Raw genomic sequence first — 16,604 nt, 5'->3', positions numbered from 1 at the left:
CCCGCTCGGCTGCGAAGCAGTCGCGAAAGTTTTGGGGTCGCTGCGCAACCCAGCGGGAGCAAGCTCCCTCGCCACAAATCAATCATTCAAGCGTCAGGCGCCTGCTCTTTCGGTGCATCGGTATTCACTTCTGCATCGTCTTCTGCTGCCACTTCACCGTCAGGGTTCAGTGCTGCTTCTTCAGCTGATTGTTTCTTGCGCTGAAGCTTTTCCTCTTTCTTCTTTTCCTTTTCCAGGTCACGTTGACGTTTGGCGAAGGAGTAATTGGGTTTGGCCATGGGCGATCCTCTAGGGTCGAAGGTGAGGTTGAGCGGCGCGTATTCTGCCCTGTATCGGGGCTCGGCTGTTAGCCGGGTTTTTGATCAACCCACTTCGGCACGACGGTTGGCCGCCATTGGTCGAGGGCATCGAGCAGGGAAAGAGGCGATTCGCTCACTTGCAGCATGTCACGGTGTGGCGCGCGAACGAAGCCTTCGCCGACGATATGGTCAAGAAAAGCCGTGAGTTTGCTGTAGAAACCCTTCACTTCGAGCAGTCCCAGCGGTTTGCCGTGGTAGCCGAGCTGGCCCCAGGTCCAGACTTCGAACAATTCTTCGAGAGTGCCAAGGCCGCCGGGCAGTGCGACGAAGGCATCGCTGAGTTCGGCCATCCGCGCCTTGCGCGCATGCATGCCTTCGACCACTTCCAGGCGTGTCAGGCTTTTATGGCCGATTTCCTTGTCCATCAGGCTCTGCGGAATGATCCCGATCACTTCACCGCCTGCCGCCAGTGCAGCGTCGGCCACGATACCCATCAAACCCACGGCGCCACCGCCGTACACCAGGGTCAATTTACGCTCGGCGAGTGCTCGGCCAAGGGCGATGGCAGCTTCGGTATAAGCCGGATCAGTGCCGGCGTTGGCACCGCAAAAAACACAAACGGATTTCAAAGACATGCCTTCCTCCTGGATCAATCAGGCTCACAGGGTAAAGGCTCGCAGCGCTCGATCCAAGGGCTACGCGTCGCGCTTCGGCGTTTCGTAAGTGCCGCTGGCACCACAGGCGTAAGCGGCAAGCAGACTGCACAACAGGCTGTTGAAGGACATGGCGAAGACTCCGGTGATTAACGATGCGCCGATCATAGGGCCGGGCCAGAGCATTGGCCGGTAGATTGTTTCGATGAGTGTCATAGCCTGAAAGTTGTATACAATTTTTGACTCAGGTCATAGGAACTTGCGAAGATTTCAGGCAGTCTTCCAACCATTAGTGTTTTTGTTAACCCTGCCTTGGAGATTCACCATGTTTTCCAAAGTTATTGCGGTATCCCTGCTGGCGCTGGCCAGCAGCCAATTGATGGCTGCCGAGTGCAAAACCACCATCGACTCCACCGACCAAATGTCCTTCAACACCAAGGCCATCGAAATCGACAAGAGCTGCAAGACTTTCACCGTCGAACTGACCCACTCCGGCAACCTGCCGAAGAACGTCATGGGCCATAACCTGGTGATCAGCAAAGAAGCTGACATGCAGCCGATCGCCACCGACGGCCTGGCCGCCGGCATCGACAAGAACTACCTGAAAGACGGCGACGAGCGCGTCATCGCTCACACCAAAATCATCGGCGCCAAGGAAACCGACTCGGTGACCTTCGACGTGTCCAAGCTCAAGGCCGACGAGAAATATGGTTTCTTCTGCTCGTTCCCGGGCCACATCTCGATGATGAAAGGCACCGTGACCCTGAAGTAATCAGGTTCACCCCACACCCTGTGGGAGCGGGCTTGCCCGCGATGAGGTCATTAGCATCGATAGATGTTTCGACCAAAGAAAAAGCCCGCTGAGAATCACTTCTCAGCGGGCTTTTTCATGCATTCATCGATCAAGGCGCGAACGGCATTACCCGTTTGTGATGCGTCTTCTGGTAAGTGTTAACGATGATGTCGAACGCTTCCTGACGCACCGACTCGCCATGCAGAAACGCATCGATCTCGGCATAGGTCACGCCATGTGAAGCTTCGTCCGGCTTGCCCGGCGACAAGTCTTCCAGATCCGCCGTCGGCACTTTCTCCACAAGCGATTCCGGCGCGCCGAAACTGCGCGCAATCGCCCGCACCTGATTTTTCACCAGCCCGCTGAGCGGAGCCAGATCACAAGCGCCATCGCCGAATTTGGTGAAGAAACCCATCACCGCTTCCGCCGCGTGGTCGGTGCCAATCACCAGCCCGTGTGCTGCGCCAGCGATGGTGTACTGCGCCACCATGCGCATCCGCGCCTTGGTATTGCCGAGCACGAAATCTACCGACACCGCATGCTTGCCTTCAAACGCTGCCACTTCATTGGCCAGCGATTTGACCGCCGGACCGATGTTCACCGTGTGGCGTTCATCCGGGGCGATGAAGTCCACCGAAGCCTGGGCATCTTGCTCGTCGAACTGGGTTTCATACGGCAGGCGCACGGCGATGAACTTGTAGGCGTCGTCGCCCGTGCGCTCGCGCAGTTCGCGCATGGCGCGTTGGGCCAGCAGGCCGGCAGTCAGCGAATCGACGCCGCCGCTGATGCCCAGCACCAGCGTCTTCAGGCCGGAATTGGTCAGGCAGTCCTGAATGAAGCTGATGCGTCGGGCGACTTCCGTTTCGAGGGCCTGTCGATCGGCGAACGGTGGCTGAACCTTGAGCTGTTCAGCAATCTCACGCTGTACGGCTTGCATGAATTCACTCCTTGCTAGATGTGCTGGAAATGGCAGGAACCTGAAACACATGCCGCAGATAGGCGACGAAATTCGGGTCTTTGCAGTGAGTCTTGCCTGGCTCGTCGGAGATCTTCGCCACCGGTTGGCCGTTGCAGGCGGTCATTTTAAGCACGATGCTCATCGGTTCAACCCCCGGAATGTCACAGGTGAGGTTGGTGCCGATGCCGAAGCTGACATTGATCCTCCCACGCAGCGCACGGAATATCTCCAGCGACTTGGGCAGCGTCAGGCTGTCGGAGAACACCAGTGTCTTGCTCATCGGGTCGATGCCGAGCTTGTGGTAACGGGCGATGCATTTTTCGGCCCAGACCACCGGATCCCCGGAATCGTGGCGCAGTCCGTCGAAGAGCTTGGCGAAGTACAGGTCGAAATCGCTGAGGAAAGCATCGGTGGTGATGCAGTCGGTCAGCGCAATCCCCAGCAGCCCGCGATACTCGCGCACCCAGCAATCGAGCGCGGCGATCTGACTGTCGATCAGTCGTGGGCCGAGTTGCTGATGCGCCATGATCCACTCATGGGCCATGGTGCCCAGCGGTTTCATGTCCAGTTCGCGCGACAGGTGCACGTTGCTGGTGCCGACAAAACGTCCGGGGAAATCGTGCTTGAGCACGCTGACCACTTCTTCCTGTACGCGGTAGGAAAACCGGCGACGCGTGCCGAAATCGGCGACCTGCAACTCGGACAATTCCTCGCTCGAAGCGTTGGCCGTCAGCCAGTCGAACTTTCGATACAGCTGTTCGCGCGCCTGTTCCAGCACGGTTTCGCGGTAGCGATAGCGGTTGCGCACTTCGCTGACCAGCGCCAGCAGCGGCACTTCAAACAGAATCACATGCAGCCACGGCCCGCGGATGCGGATAAACAGCTCACCGTTTTCGATGCCGGTGTGCAGATAGCGCAGATTAAAGCGGAACAGTCCGAGAAAGCGCAGGAAGTCCGGTTTGAGAAAACTGATGCGCTCGAGAAAACTCAACTGATCGGCACTCAGGCTCAAATCCGCCAAGCGCTCGATCTGAAAACGGATCTCGGCCAGATACGGGCGCAGATCCTCACTGTTACGGCAACGAAACTCCCATTCGACTTCGACGTTGGGGTAGTTGTGCAGCACCGCCTGCATCATCGTCAGTTTGTAGAAGTCGGTGTCGAGCAGGTTCTGCACGATGCGATCGGCAAACACGCTCTCGCTCATAACGGGGTCTCCAGACGGGCCGCGCGGTGGCGCGGAAGCAATCAATGGCGCTAGTGGCGCATATCCCGTGTGAAGATTGCCAGCGATTTTTTTGCGCGGCCGCCTGCTCTTTCTTCTATCCCTTTATATTGTTCGGCCCGAGCCAGCATCTGTTGCGGGGCGCGCAGCGAGCGCGGCTTGAATGACCAACTCCAGCCGCTCCCAACTTTTTACATATTCAGCAAGAAGCGAGTGTCGAGGAATGAGGGTTGTCTCAATCGCTTTGATCATTGCGGCCCGGAGCATTTCATAGGTTGGAGTTTCAGGCATGAGCCAATTCTCCCTTGAAAGAAATTTGCTCCAGCGAGTCCACTCCATCTTGAAGTAATACATACACAGGAAGTATCAGTCGATACAGATCAGAGTCGTTAGTGTGTTTGATGGTGACCGATGTCAATGTTTCCAGAAGGCTGACAGCTGCGCGAATTCTGAAACAGGCATCTTCGAATAGCTGGTTAGGAGCAGCCTGCGAATCAATGAAATAAGTGGGTGTGCTGGTTGCATTGGCTTTAAGTGGGAAGTAGCGATTCATCAGGGAGCATCCTCAAATTGTTTTTGGATTAAAGAGTTGCTGGGTTTTTAGTTCTAACTAGTGAAATTTGCGGCAGCGGTGGCCATGCCAACGGGTCGAGATCCAGATCGAGAAACTGGCTGGAATCGAATATGGGCTTCTTGATTCCGGCACGTCGCTGCTCGTCGTAATCGCGCAGGATGCGCATGCAAACTTTAAACAGCAGGGCCATGGCCACAAGATTGACCAGTGCCAGCAAGGTCATGGTGATGTCGGCGAACGCGAGGACGGTCGTAAGATCTTCGACCGATCCCCAGAACACCAGAACCAACACCAGTGCGCGGTACAAGAACAACGCTTTTCGAGGTTCGTCGAAGATGAACCGCAGGCTGTTTTCCCCCAGGTAATAGTTGTAAAGCATCGCGGTGAATACGAACAATGCCAGCACCACGCTGATGAACATTCGCCCCCATTCTCCAACCACCGCTGCCAGCGAGTTTTGTGCCAGAGCTATACCGTCGCCCTCGAATCCTGGCGCGTAGAAACCCGAAAGCAGAATGAGTAAAGCGGTGCAGGTGCAAATCACGAACGTGTCGATAAAGACGCTGAATGCTTGCACGACACCTTGCGCAACCGGGTGGGCGATTTTCGCCACCGAGGCGACGTTGGGCGCGCTGCCGAGTCCGGCTTCGTTGGAAAAAACGCCACGCCGTACACCCATGACGATCGCACTGCCGACCAACCCGCCAAATGCCTGATCGAGGCCGAACGCGCTGCGGATGATGGTCAACAGCATCGCTGGCACTTGATCAAACTGCAGCACGATCACATAACCAGTCACCGCGATGTAGGCGAGCACCTTCAGCGGAACCAGCAGGTCGGCGACGGCGGCGATGCGTTTTATCCCGCCAATAAACACCGCTCCGAGTAGCAATGACAATGCGAACCCTGTCCACATGGGCTCAAGACCAAAAGCGTCTTTGAGCGAGTGAGACACCGCATGCGATTCGAGGCCGTTGATGGCAAATCCAAACGTCACCAGCAGGAGCAGCGCTGCGATGATTCCGAGCCAGCGTTTGTTCAGACCATGTTCGATGTACCACGATGGCCCGCCTCGATACAGGCCATTGCCGTCGCTGTGTTTGTAGAGTTGGCCCAGCGTACATTCGAAGAAACTGCTCGACATGCCGAGCAAGGCTGTCATCCACATCCAGAACACTGCGCCGGGGCCGCCCATGCTGACGGCGATTCCGACCCCGACGATATTGCCAGTGCCCACCCGGCCGGCCAGGCTCAGGGTCAACGCCTGAAACGAGCTCAAATGCTGGCTGCCGCTGCGCCAGCTGCCCTGCAGAACGCTAAACATATGCAGGAAATATCTGAACTGGACAAATCTTGATCGGATGGTGAAGTAGCTGCCCAGTCCAAGAACGACGGGAATCAATATCTTCCCCGAGAGAAAGTCGTTAATGATGTCTAGCATTCAAAGCTCCTTGCTGTTGAAAGTGCTGGCGATGTTTGTTGGTGTTAAAGCCTGAAGCCATTCAGGACTCGTAATATCCAGCCATATTTCCCTCGGCGCAATTTCGCAAGTTGCTCAAAAGTGATGCGAGTTGCTGCTATGGTTGCGTCTTCTAAAACAGTTGTCGGGATATTTATGGAGGAATTTCTTCCAGCTAACTTAAGGCTGCTGTGCAGCCACTACAGATCTGTCGCGGAAGTTTGTAGGAAAATTCGAATTAACCGTGGGCAATTTAATAAATACCTGTGCGGAAACAGCATTCCTACAGCGTTCAACTTGAAAAGAATCTGCGATTTTTTTGGCGTCGAAGAGTTTGAAATAACACTTCCAACAGCGCAGTTCATTTCGCTGATTGGGGCCAATGCGAGGCGAGTCAGGCCTGTCGAGACAGCAACAGCAGCGCAGAGCATGCTGGAGCACCTGCGTCAAAAGTCTTCCCCGGAGCTGATGGCGCACACTGGTTATTACTACGAGTACTACCACGCCATGACAGAGCCTAGCTCGATCTTGTGCGCATTGGTGCATGTGCGAGAAGACGGATCAGACGTCGTCTACGAACGAAACGAGCGCTTACAGATTGCGGGCTCCGAAGGCGAGTTTGAGCGGTATCGATACGTCGGGATCGCCTATTACCTGAGAGATCGCCTGTTTCTCATCGATTACGAGTCGCTGACTTCGAACGAGGTCAGCCAGACCATTCTCATTCCGAGCTTCAAAAGCTGCATCACTCGGCTCAATGGCCTGAAGATCGGTGTTTCCGCTGCTGACCATCGCGCTCCGGCGTGTTCGAGAGTGGTGTGGGAGTATCTGGGGCAGGAAATCAATCGGATCGATGCCTATCGCCGGGTACGTCTTTACGACGTTGATGACCCGGCTATCGATGAAGACCTACGCTCGAGGCTTTCGCAAACCAAAGTGGTTGATGGTTTGTTTGTGATTGCGTGACGTCAGTCGGCAGGAGGATTGTCGATTTGCTCCAGCATCCACTTCACAAAATCCCTCACCTTGGGCACTTCCGCCGAGTGTTCCGGGTACGCCAGGTAATACGCGTCCGTGCTGGGCATTGCATGCTGCCAGGGAATGACCAGTTTGCCGTCGGCCAATTCCTCTTCCACCAGAAACCTCGGTAAAAGGGCTACACCGCAACCGACCTGGGCGGCGCGGATGCACATATAGAAGGTTTCGAAGCGCGGGCCGTGGTAGCTGTGTTCGGTGTGGTAACCCTGAGCGTCGAACCATTCGTGCCAGGATTGGGGGCGTGAGGCGTTTTGCAGCAGTACCAGATCGGTGAGTTGCGTCGGGTCGGTGAACGGCTCGGCCGGCAGGCTGGACGGCGCGCAGACCGGCACCAGCTCTTCTCCGAACAACTTCAGGCATTCGGTACCGGGGCGCGCGCCCTGGCCGAAGTAGAACGCCAGATCGCTGCGCCCTTGCAGCAAGTCATCGGCTTCCTGTTCGTTGCACAAGTCCAGATGAATCGATGGATGGCGCAGACGCCAGCCTTTCAAGCGCGGCACCAGCCAGCGCGCGCCGAAGGTCGATGGCGTGGAGACGCGCAGGACTTCGGTCTCGCCGCCGTAGGAGCGCAGGTAATGCGTGGACATTTCCACCTGGGTGAGGATTTTTCGTACCTCCACCAGGTACAAATCGCCGGCCGGGGTCATCTGCAAACGGCGGCGCACGCGGCGGAACAGCAAGTGCTGCAGCAGTTCTTCCAGCTGCGCCACCTGTTTGCTGACGGCGCTCTGGGTCAGGTTCAGTTCCTCGGCGGCGCGGGTGAAACTCAAGTGCCGGGTCACGGCTTCGAAGCACTGCAACGCGGTGATCGATGGCAAGTGGCGTTTGTTGAGCATGGCTGATCCTTTTTCTTGTCTTTGTACGGCACGCAACGCGCAGCATGAATAAACGGAATGATATCTCGCTTAATGGTCGTTTGTTGCCTCACCGAAGGAGCGCTACAACTAATGGTCTGCACGGGTGGAAAACAGCGCCCGCACACATTCAGTTTTTTGCTTGAGGAGTGACCCATGGTTGCCGCATTGCTTGATCGTCTTGGTGTGAACCCGGCCCTGTACCAGAACGGCAAAGTGCCGGTGCATTCGCCCATCGACGGCAGCCGCATCGCGGCTGTGAACTGGGAAGGCGCGGCCGAAGTCGAGCAGCACATCAGTCGCGCAGATCATGCGTTCGAACATTGGCGCAAGGTGCCGGCCCCGCGTCGCGGTGAGCTGGTGCGCCAGTTCGGCGAAGTCTTGCGCGAATTCAAGAGCGATCTCGGCGAGCTGGTGTCCTGGGAAGCGGGCAAGATCACTCAGGAAGGTCTGGGCGAAGTGCAGGAGATGATCGACATTTGCGACTTCGCTGTCGGCCTGTCCCGTCAGTTGTATGGCTTGACCATCGCCTCCGAGCGTCCGGGCCATCACATGCGTGAAACCTGGCACCCGCTGGGCGTGGTCGGCGTGATCAGCGCGTTCAACTTTCCGGTCGCGGTGTGGGCGTGGAACACCACGCTGGCGCTGGTCTGCGGCAACCCGGTGGTGTGGAAACCATCGGAGAAAACCCCGCTGACCGCGCTGGCCTGTCAGGCGTTGTTCGATCGCGTGGTGAAGAATTTCAGCGACGCGCCGGCGAATCTTTGCCAGGTGATCATTGGCGGCCGCGATGCCGGCGAAGCGCTGGTGGATGATCCGCGTGTGGCGCTGATCAGTGCCACCGGTAGCACGCGTATGGGCCGCGAAGTGGCACCGAAAGTCGCCGCACGTTTCGCGCGCAGCATTCTCGAGCTGGGTGGCAACAACGCCATGATCCTCGGCCCGAGCGCTGATCTGGACATGGCCGTGCGCGCGATTCTGTTCAGCGCCGTCGGCACTGCCGGTCAGCGTTGCACCACGTTGCGTCGCTTGATTGCGCATGAATCGGTCAAAGAAGAAATCGTCACTCGTCTCAAAGCCGCCTATTCGAAGGTACGCATCGGCCATCCGCTGGAGGGCAATCTGGTCGGCCCGCTGATCGACAAACACAGCTTCGAAAACATGCAGGACGCATTGGAACAAGCACTGAGCGAGGGCGGCCGGGTGTTTGGCGGCAAGCGTCAGTTGGAAGAGCAATTTCCCAATGCCTACTACGTGTCGCCAGCCATCGTCGAAATGCCCGAGCAGAGCGACGTGGTGTGCAGCGAAACCTTCGCGCCGATTCTGTACGTGGTCGGTTACAGCGACTTCCAGGAAGCGCTGCGTCTGAACAACGCCGTGCCACAAGGTTTGTCGTCTTGCATCTTCACGACCGATGTGCGCGAGGCCGAGCAGTTCATGTCGGCGATCGGCAGCGACTGCGGGATCGCCAACGTCAATATCGGCCCGAGCGGTGCGGAGATTGGCGGCGCGTTTGGCGGTGAGAAAGAGACCGGCGGCGGGCGCGAGTCTGGTTCGGATGCATGGCGCGCTTATATGCGTCGGCAGACCAATACCGTGAACTACTCGCTGGAATTGCCGCTGGCGCAGGGCATTACGTTCGATTAAGCAGCGGCAAGCTTCGAGCCACAAGCTTCAAGCGAACTGGCTTGCAACTCGTGGCTTGAAGCTTGAGGCTGCTCCGACAGGAGCTTGGCAATGCCGTTACGCGAAGAATGTCTGTGGGAAAAGCTCACGCCGCAAAGGCCGGATAATGCGGCGCTCAGGAGTGAAGTCAAAGTCGATGTCTGTGTGATCGGCGCCGGGTTTACCGGGCTGTCGGCAGCGCTGCATCTGCTGGAACAAGGCAAAAGTGTCTGCGTGCTTGAGGCGCATCGTGCTGGTCACGGTGGATCGGGGCGCAACGTCGGGCTGGTCAACGCCGGGATGTGGATCCCGCCGGACGAGATCGAAGCCGGCTTCGGCGAAGCGGTCGGCAGTCAGCTCAACCGCATGCTCGGTGGGGCGCCGGCGCTGGTGTTCAGCCTTGTGGACAAGTACAACATCGATTGCCAGTTGCGCCGCGAAGGCACGTTGCACATGGCGCACAACGCCCGTGGCGAGGCGGATTTGCGCAGTCGTGAGGCGCAGTGGAAGCGTCGCGGCGCCCCCGTCGAGCTGCTTACCGGCCAGGCTTGCGAGCAAGCCACCGGCACCAAAAAAATCGCCGCAGCGTTGCTCGATCGACGCGCCGGCACGCTCAATCCGATGGCGTATACAACCGGTCTGGCCAACGCCGTTGTCAGCCTCGGCGGGCAGATGTTCGATCATTCGCCAGTCACCCGTCTGGAGCGCCAAGGCTCGCAATGGTCGGTGCAGACCGAACAGGGTTCTGTTCTCGCCGAGAAAGTGGTGATCGCCTCCAACGCCTACACCGAAGGCGACTGGACCGAGATCAAGCGCAATTTTTTCCCCGGTTATTACTATCAGGTCGCCTCGGTGCCGCTGACCGAAGACGCCGCGCAGGAAATTCTGCCGGGCGGGCAGGGCTCGTGGGATACCCGGCAGGTACTGAGCAGCATTCGCCGCGACAAAGAAGGCCGGCTGCTGCTCGGAAGCCTGGGCAACGGCAACCAGAAACCGGCCTGGTTCCTCAAGGCCTGGGCCGACCGCGTACAGCAGCATTACTTCCCCAACCTGAAACCGGTGGAATGGGAATGCACCTGGACCGGGCGCATCGCCTTCACGCCGGATCATCTGATGCGGCTGTTCGAACCGGCACCGGGACTGGTCGCGGTCACCGGTTACAACGGTCGTGGCGTCACCACCGGGACTGTGGTCGGCAAAGCCTTCGCCGACTATTTGTGTAACGGCAATCCGCAAACCCTGCCGATCCCCTTCGCGCCAATGCAGCCGCTGGCCGGTGTCGGCTTGCGCAGCTGCCTGTACGAGGCCGGATTCTCGCTGTACCACGCGGGCCAATGCCTGCGCATTGTTATCTGATTGTTGAAATATGTTGCCGGAAGCGGCGCTTTTCGATGCAGCGACTAGCCTGTAATGGTGCGGGTTGTAGCAGTTCCGCACCAGCAGTGTGCAGTTCGGTGACGCGGGCTGTTACAGGCTGGTTGCACGTCGTTTGCTAGCGCGGTTGCAATGATGGCGCGCGCGGGTTGCGCCTGAAAATATTTACGGTTTCACCTTCCGCGGTTTAGACGGTTGCACGCCCAATGAAAATGGGATCGAAACAGTCGAAATAACAACAAGGCAGCGACGTTTTGCAAAATAAAAAACCGATGGCACGGCGCTTGCTCTGAGCATCCAGTGAACTGAAGTCGCAGTGCCAACTAAAAAAAACCTTGGAGCACCACCTCATGTCCCAGACGTTTTACAAGAAAGGCTTTCTGGCCCTCGCAGTGGCTACTGCGTTGGGTGTTTCTGCGTTTGCACAGGCTGATGTGAAAATCGGTGTCGCCGGTCCGATGACGGGCGCCAACGCGGCATTTGGCGAGCAGTACATGAAGGGTGCACAAGCGGCGGCCGATGCGGTCAACGCAGCGGGCGGCGTCAACGGGGAAAAAATCGTACTGGTCAAAGGCGATGACGCCTGCGAACCGAAGCAGGCCGTGACGGTCGCCAAGGACCTCACCAACCAGAAAGTCGCCGGCGTGGTCGGTCACTTCTGCTCCTCTTCGACCATTCCAGCGTCGGAAATCTACGACGAAGCCGGAATCATCGCGATCACTCCGGGTTCCACTAACCCGCAAGTTACCGAGCGTGGCCTGAGCGCGATGTTCCGCATGTGCGGGCGTGACGACCAGCAAGGCATCGTCGCCGGCGACTACATTGTCGACGTGCTCAAGGGCAAAAAGGTCGTCGTGCTGCACGACAAAGACACCTACGGCCAAGGCCTGGCAGACGCCACCAAGGCGCAACTGGTCAAGCGCGGCGTAACGCCGGTGCTGTATGAAGGCCTGACCCGTGGCGAGAAAGATTTCAGCACCATCGTTACCAAGATCCGTGGCGCTGGCGCCGACGTCGTGTACTTCGGCGGTCTGCACCCGGAAGCCGGCCCGCTGGTTCGCCAATTGCGTGAGCAAGGCCTGAAAGACGTCAAGTTCATGTCCGACGACGGCATCGTCACCGACGAACTGGTGACCACCGCTGGCGGCCCGCAATTTGTTGATGGCGTGCTGATGACCTTCGGCGCCGACCCACGCATGCTGCCTGACAGCAAAACCGTGGTGGACGCTTTCCGCAAGGCCGGTACCGAGCCTGAAGGCTACACCCTGTACGCCTACGCTTCGGTTCAGACCTTGGCTGCTGCGTTCAACGGCGCCAAGTCGAACAAGGGCGAAGAAGCTGCCAAGTGGCTGAAAGCCAACCCGGTGAAAACCGTCATGGGCGAGAAGGCCTGGGACTCCAAGGGCGACCTGAAAGTCTCCGACTACGTGGTTTACCAGTGGGACAAGGATGGCAAGTATCACCAGCTGGAAAAACAGAAGTAAGGGCTGACTTGATCGGCTGATCTCCACCATTTCCTGTGGGAGCGGGCTTGCACCGGGCGGCGTTCCGACGATGACGGACTGACAGACAACATATTCGTTGAATGCTCGACCGCTATCGCTGGCAAGCCAGCTCCCACAGTGGACGGTGTGGTCTGGCTGATCGTGGCTGACATTGCTCCGACGTATATCTGTATTTTCCTTAGAAGAGCCGCACACTTTCGGGTGTGCAGGTTCTCACTGCGTGAGATTGCGTTATGGATGGTATTTTCCTGCAGCAACTGGTCAACGGCCTGACCCTCGGGTCGGTCTACGGCCTGATCGCCATCGGCTACACAATGGTCTACGGCATCATCGGCATGATCAACTTCGCCCACGGCGAGGTTTACATGATTTCCGCTTACCTCGCGGCAATCAGTCTGGCTCTGCTGGCGTACTTCGGTATCGAATCTTTCCCTCTGCTGATGCTTGGCACGTTGATCTTCACCATCGTCGTCACGGCGGTGTATGGCTGGGTCATCGAACGTGTCGCTTACAAACCGCTACGCAACTCCACCCGACTGGCTCCGCTGATCAGCGCCATCGGCATTTCGCTGATTCTGCAAAACTATGCACAGATTGCCCAAGGCGCCAAACAACAGGGCGTGCCTACGCTGCTGACCGGCGCATGGCGGGTCGAAGTCGGCACTGGATTCGTCCAGCTGACCTACACCAAGGTGTTCATTCTGATCGCCGCGTTCGTCGGCATGGGACTGCTGACCTACATCATCAAATACACCAAGCTCGGCCGCATGTGCCGCGCCACCCAGCAAGATCGCAAGATGGCTTCGATCCTCGGCATCAATACCGACCGGGTGATTTCCTACGTGTTCATCATCGGTGCAGCCATGGCGGCTCTGGCCGGCGTGCTGATCACCATGAACTACGGCACGTTCGACTTCTACGCCGGCTTCATCATCGGCATCAAGGCGTTTACCGCTGCGGTACTCGGCGGGATCGGTTCGCTGCCCGGTGCGATGTTGGGCGGGATCATCCTCGGCATCTCCGAGTCGCTGTTCTCCGGTCTGGTCAACTCCGACTACAAAGACGTGTTCAGCTTCTCGCTGCTCGTACTTGTTCTGGTCTTCCGGCCGCAGGGCCTGCTGGGCCGTCCTCTTGTGTCGAAGGTGTAAGCGATGTCTGCAACCACTGAAAAATCCATTGATATCAAAAAGAGCCTGGTCGAGGCGATTCTGGCCGGTCTGATTGCCCTGATCGTCTTCGGGCCGATTGTCGGCGTCGTACTCGACGGCTACAGCTTCAACCTCGAAACGACCCGCGTGGCGTGGATCATTGCCATCGTCATGGCCGGGCGGTTTGCCCTCAGCCTGTTCCTGCAAACGCCGAAAGGCCTGAAAATTCTCGACGGATTCGAGAGCACCGGCTCCGGTGTGCATGTGTTGCCAGCCGATCACAAATCCAGCCTGCGCTGGATCATTCCGCTGCTGATTGTGCTGGCGGTGATCGTACCGTTCGTTTCCAACTCCTATCTGCTGGGCGTGGTCATCCTCGGATTGATCTACGTTCTGCTGGGGTTGGGGCTGAACATCGTGGTCGGTCTGGCCGGTCTGCTCGACCTCGGTTACGTGGCGTTCTACGCCATCGGTGCCTACGGTCTGGCGCTCGGTTATCAGTATCTGGGGCTGGGTTTCTGGACGGTATTGCCGCTGGCGGCGATCACTGCGGGGCTGGCGGGGTGCATCCTCGGGTTTCCGGTGTTGCGCCTGCACGGCGACTATCTGGCAATCGTGACGCTGGGCTTCGGTGAAATCATTCGTCTGGTGCTCAACAACTGGCTGTCGCTGACCGGTGGTCCGAACGGCATGCCGGCGCCGCTGCCGACGTTCTTCGGTCTGGAGTTCGGCAAGCGCGCGAAGGATGGCGGGGTGCCGTTCCACGAGTTCTTCGGCATCGCCTACAACCCGGACGTGAAGTATTACTTCATCTATGCGGTGTTGTTCCTGGTGGTGCTGGCCGTGCTGTACATCAAGCATCGTCTGGTGAAAATGCCGGTCGGTCGCGCCTGGGAAGCCTTGCGTGAAGACGAAATCGCCTGCCGGTCGATGGGCCTCAATCACGTGCTGGTCAAGCTCTCGGCGTTCACCATCGGTGCGTCGACCGCCGGTCTGGCCGGTGTGTTCTTTGCCACCTACCAAGGCTTCGTCAACCCGACCTCGTTCACTTTCTTCGAATCGGCACTGATCCTCGCCATCGTCGTACTCGGCGGCATGGGTTCGACCATCGGTGTGGTGATCGCAGCGTTCGTGCTGACGGTCGCGCCGGAACTGCTGCGCGGCTTCGCTGAATACCGCGTGTTGCTGTTCGGCATCCTGATGGTGTTGATGATGATCTGGCGCCCACGCGGGCTGATCCGCATCAGCCGGACCGGGGTCAAACCACGCAAAGGGGTGATTCACTACGAGAGGGCTGCGCCATGAGTGAAGTCGTGCTCTCTGTGGAAAAACTGATGATGCACTTCGGTGGCATCAAGGCTTTGAGCGATGTCAGTCTGAAGGTCCAACGCAACTCGATCTTCGCCCTGATCGGCCCCAATGGTGCGGGCAAGACCACGGTTTTCAACTGCCTGACCGGTTTCTACAAGGCTTCCGGCGGCAAGATCGAGCTCAACGTGCGCGGCCAGCAGACCAACGTGATTCAACTGTTGGGCGAGTCGTTCAAACCGACCGACTTCGTTTCGCCGAAGAGCTTTCTCAGCCGGATGTACTACAAGATGTTCGGCGGCACCCACCTGGTAAACCGCGCGGGCCTGGCCCGCACGTTCCAGAACATTCGCCTGTTCAAGGAAATGTCGGTGCTGGAAAACCTGTTGGTGGCCCAGCACATGTGGGTCAACCGCAACATGCTCGCCGGCATCCTCAACACCAAGGGCTATCGCAAGGCCGAGAGCGACGCGCTGGACTGCGCGTTCTACTGGCTGGAAGTGGTCGATCTGGTGGACTGCGCCAACCGTCTGGCCGGTGAACTGTCCTACGGCCAGCAACGCCGTCTGGAAATCGCCCGGGCCATGTGCACGCGGCCGCAGATCATCTGCCTCGACGAACCGGCCGCCGGCCTCAACCCTCAGGAAACCGAAGCGCTGAGCGCGATGATCCGGCTGCTGCGCGACGAGCATGATCTGACCGTGGTGCTGATCGAACACGACATGGGTATGGTCATGAGCATTTCCGATCACATCGTTGTACTGGACCACGGCATCGTCATCGCCGAGGGCGGACCAGAGGCAATTCGCAACGATCCGAAAGTGATTGCTGCGTATCTGGGCGCCGATGAAGAGGAGCTGGTATGACGCAACCCATCCTCGAACTCAAGGAGCTGGACGTGTTTTACGGGCCGATTCAGGCCCTGAAAAAAGTCTCGCTGCAGATCAATGAAGGCGAAACCGTGAGCCTGATCGGCTCTAACGGTGCTGGCAAATCCACGCTGTTGATGTCGATCTTCGGTCAGCCGCGCGCGGCCAGCGGGCAGATCCTCTACCAAGGTGTGGACATCACCCACAAGTCATCGCACTACATCGCCTCCAACGGCATCGCGCAATCGCCGGAAGGGCGGCGGGTGTTCCCTGACATGACCGTCGAGGAAAACCTGCTGATGGGCACCATCCCGATTGGCGACAAGTACGCCAAAGAGGATATGCAGCGCATGTTCGCGCTGTTTCCACGGCTCGAAGAACGCCGCACGCAACGGGCGATGACCATGTCTGGCGGCGAACAGCAGATGCTCGCCATCGCCCGCGCGTTGATGAGCCGGCCGAAGTTGTTGCTGCTGGATGAGCCGAGCCTGGGGCTGGCGCCCATCGTGGTGAAACAGATCTTCGCCACCCTGCGTGAACTGGCGAAAACCGGCATGACCATTTTCCTCGTCGAGCAGAACGCCAACCATGCGTTGAAACTGTCCGACCGGGCGTATGTGATGGTCAACGGCGAGATTCGCCTGTCGGGCACCGGCAAGGAATTGCTGGTGAACGAGGAGGTGCGTAACGCCTATCTGGGCGGGCACTGAATTCTCTGCAGTTATAAACAGCCCCGCGACGCAAGTCCCGGGGCTTTTTTACATGTGCGCCAGGCATGGCGCGTTGCGCGCAAGCGCAACCAGCTTGGCTGTGGTGGCCTCGCTGGTGACTTGGAGGTGAAAGTCCTCTACACACCCGGCAAGGGGAAGTGTTAGCCAGAGG

General features: G+C 58.2%; 17 protein-coding genes. 9 read left to right on the top strand and 8 right to left on the bottom strand.

The window, feature by feature from the left end; all coding sequences use genetic code 11:
- Window positions 1-86 precede the first annotated feature (86 nt).
- Together ACP7BN_RS25555 and ACP7BN_RS25550 are read right to left on the bottom strand one after the other, a co-directional pair.
- Window positions 87-278: a hypothetical protein gene (locus ACP7BN_RS25555; RefSeq protein WP_426206598.1), complete on the bottom strand. Its 192-nt coding sequence runs from the start codon at window positions 276-278 to the stop codon at window positions 87-89.
- 68 nt (window positions 279-346) lie between these two features.
- The gene (locus ACP7BN_RS25550) at window positions 347-934 is read right to left on the bottom strand and encodes a TIGR00730 family Rossman fold protein (RefSeq protein WP_426206597.1); all 588 of its coding nucleotides are present in this window, start codon (window positions 932-934) and stop codon (window positions 347-349) included.
- A 343-nt stretch (window positions 935-1,277) separates the two neighbouring features.
- Between ACP7BN_RS25550 and azu the strand changes: the two genes are divergently transcribed.
- On the top strand, window positions 1,278-1,724 hold the full coding sequence (azu, locus tag ACP7BN_RS25545) for an azurin (RefSeq protein ID WP_420647033.1): 447 nt from the start codon (window positions 1,278-1,280) through the stop codon (window positions 1,722-1,724).
- A gap of 130 nt (window positions 1,725-1,854) precedes the next feature.
- On the opposite strand, the gene nadE is transcribed toward azu, so the two are convergent.
- The 5 genes from nadE to ACP7BN_RS25520 all read right to left on the bottom strand — a co-directional run bounded on the left by nadE (window position 1,855) and on the right by ACP7BN_RS25520 (window position 5,943).
- Complete coding sequence (gene nadE, locus ACP7BN_RS25540) at window positions 1,855-2,682, bottom strand: ammonia-dependent NAD(+) synthetase (RefSeq protein WP_426206596.1); 828 nt, start codon at window positions 2,680-2,682, stop codon at window positions 1,855-1,857.
- A gap of 4 nt (window positions 2,683-2,686) precedes the next feature.
- On the bottom strand, window positions 2,687-3,910 hold the full coding sequence (gene pncB, locus ACP7BN_RS25535) for a nicotinate phosphoribosyltransferase (protein WP_426206595.1): 1,224 nt from the start codon (window positions 3,908-3,910) through the stop codon (window positions 2,687-2,689).
- Between the two features lie 123 nt (window positions 3,911-4,033).
- The gene (locus tag ACP7BN_RS25530; protein WP_426206594.1) at window positions 4,034-4,219 is read right to left on the bottom strand and encodes a hypothetical protein; all 186 of its coding nucleotides are present in this window, start codon (window positions 4,217-4,219) and stop codon (window positions 4,034-4,036) included.
- Window positions 4,212-4,481, bottom strand: a complete 270-nt coding sequence (locus ACP7BN_RS25525) for a hypothetical protein (RefSeq protein WP_426206593.1) — start codon at window positions 4,479-4,481, stop codon at window positions 4,212-4,214. The genes ACP7BN_RS25530 and ACP7BN_RS25525 overlap by 8 nt, the downstream gene beginning before the upstream one ends.
- 28 nt (window positions 4,482-4,509) lie before the next feature.
- Window positions 4,510-5,943: an alanine/glycine:cation symporter family protein gene (locus ACP7BN_RS25520; RefSeq protein ID WP_426206592.1), complete on the bottom strand. Its 1,434-nt coding sequence runs from the start codon at window positions 5,941-5,943 to the stop codon at window positions 4,510-4,512.
- Window positions 5,944-6,117: 174 nt separating this feature from the next.
- Between ACP7BN_RS25520 and ACP7BN_RS25515 the strand changes: the two genes are divergently transcribed.
- A complete protein-coding gene (locus ACP7BN_RS25515; protein ID WP_426206618.1) occupies window positions 6,118-6,927 on the top strand; it encodes a helix-turn-helix domain-containing protein in 810 nt (269 codons plus the stop codon).
- A gap of 2 nt (window positions 6,928-6,929) precedes the next feature.
- Here the strand turns inward: ACP7BN_RS25515 and ACP7BN_RS25510 are convergent, their stop codons facing one another.
- The gene (locus ACP7BN_RS25510) at window positions 6,930-7,835 is read right to left on the bottom strand and encodes a LysR family transcriptional regulator (RefSeq protein ID WP_426206591.1); all 906 of its coding nucleotides are present in this window, start codon (window positions 7,833-7,835) and stop codon (window positions 6,930-6,932) included.
- A gap of 174 nt (window positions 7,836-8,009) precedes the next feature.
- Here ACP7BN_RS25510 and ACP7BN_RS25505 point away from each other — a divergent pair, with 174 nt between their 5' ends.
- The 7 genes from ACP7BN_RS25505 (at window position 8,010) to ACP7BN_RS25475 (ending at window position 16,432) form a co-directional block, all read left to right on the top strand.
- On the top strand, window positions 8,010-9,500 hold the full coding sequence (locus tag ACP7BN_RS25505; RefSeq protein ID WP_426206590.1) for an aldehyde dehydrogenase family protein: 1,491 nt from the start codon (window positions 8,010-8,012) through the stop codon (window positions 9,498-9,500).
- Window positions 9,501-9,590: 90 nt separating this feature from the next.
- Window positions 9,591-10,874 carry an NAD(P)/FAD-dependent oxidoreductase gene (locus ACP7BN_RS25500; protein ID WP_426206589.1) on the top strand — a complete coding sequence of 428 codons (1,284 nt, stop codon included), beginning with the start codon at window positions 9,591-9,593 and terminating at the stop codon, window positions 10,872-10,874.
- Window positions 10,875-11,242: 368 nt separating this feature from the next.
- A complete protein-coding gene (locus ACP7BN_RS25495) occupies window positions 11,243-12,376 on the top strand; it encodes an ABC transporter substrate-binding protein (protein ID WP_420647039.1) in 1,134 nt (377 codons plus the stop codon).
- A 254-nt stretch (window positions 12,377-12,630) separates the two neighbouring features.
- Entirely contained in the window at window positions 12,631-13,545 is a 915-nt protein-coding gene (locus tag ACP7BN_RS25490) for an ABC transporter permease subunit (protein WP_041480712.1), read from the top strand.
- Between the two features lie 3 nt (window positions 13,546-13,548).
- Window positions 13,549-14,850, top strand: coding sequence for a high-affinity branched-chain amino acid ABC transporter permease LivM (gene livM, locus ACP7BN_RS25485; RefSeq protein ID WP_426206588.1), 1,302 nt, complete (start codon window positions 13,549-13,551; stop codon window positions 14,848-14,850).
- Complete coding sequence (locus ACP7BN_RS25480) at window positions 14,847-15,719, top strand: ABC transporter ATP-binding protein (RefSeq protein WP_426206587.1); 873 nt, start codon at window positions 14,847-14,849, stop codon at window positions 15,717-15,719. The genes livM and ACP7BN_RS25480 overlap by 4 nt, the downstream gene beginning before the upstream one ends.
- Window positions 15,716-16,432 carry an ABC transporter ATP-binding protein gene (locus tag ACP7BN_RS25475; RefSeq protein WP_420647041.1) on the top strand — a complete coding sequence of 239 codons (717 nt, stop codon included), beginning with the start codon at window positions 15,716-15,718 and terminating at the stop codon, window positions 16,430-16,432. The genes ACP7BN_RS25480 and ACP7BN_RS25475 overlap by 4 nt, the downstream gene beginning before the upstream one ends.
- Window positions 16,433-16,604: the final 172 nt, after the last annotated feature.

Source organism: Pseudomonas sp. TWP3-1 (assembly GCF_049896625.1).
Lineage (GTDB): Bacteria > Pseudomonadota > Gammaproteobacteria > Pseudomonadales > Pseudomonadaceae > Aquipseudomonas.
The sequence above is the reverse complement of the archived record's forward strand: the minus strand, read 5'-3'. Positions and strand labels throughout refer to the sequence as shown.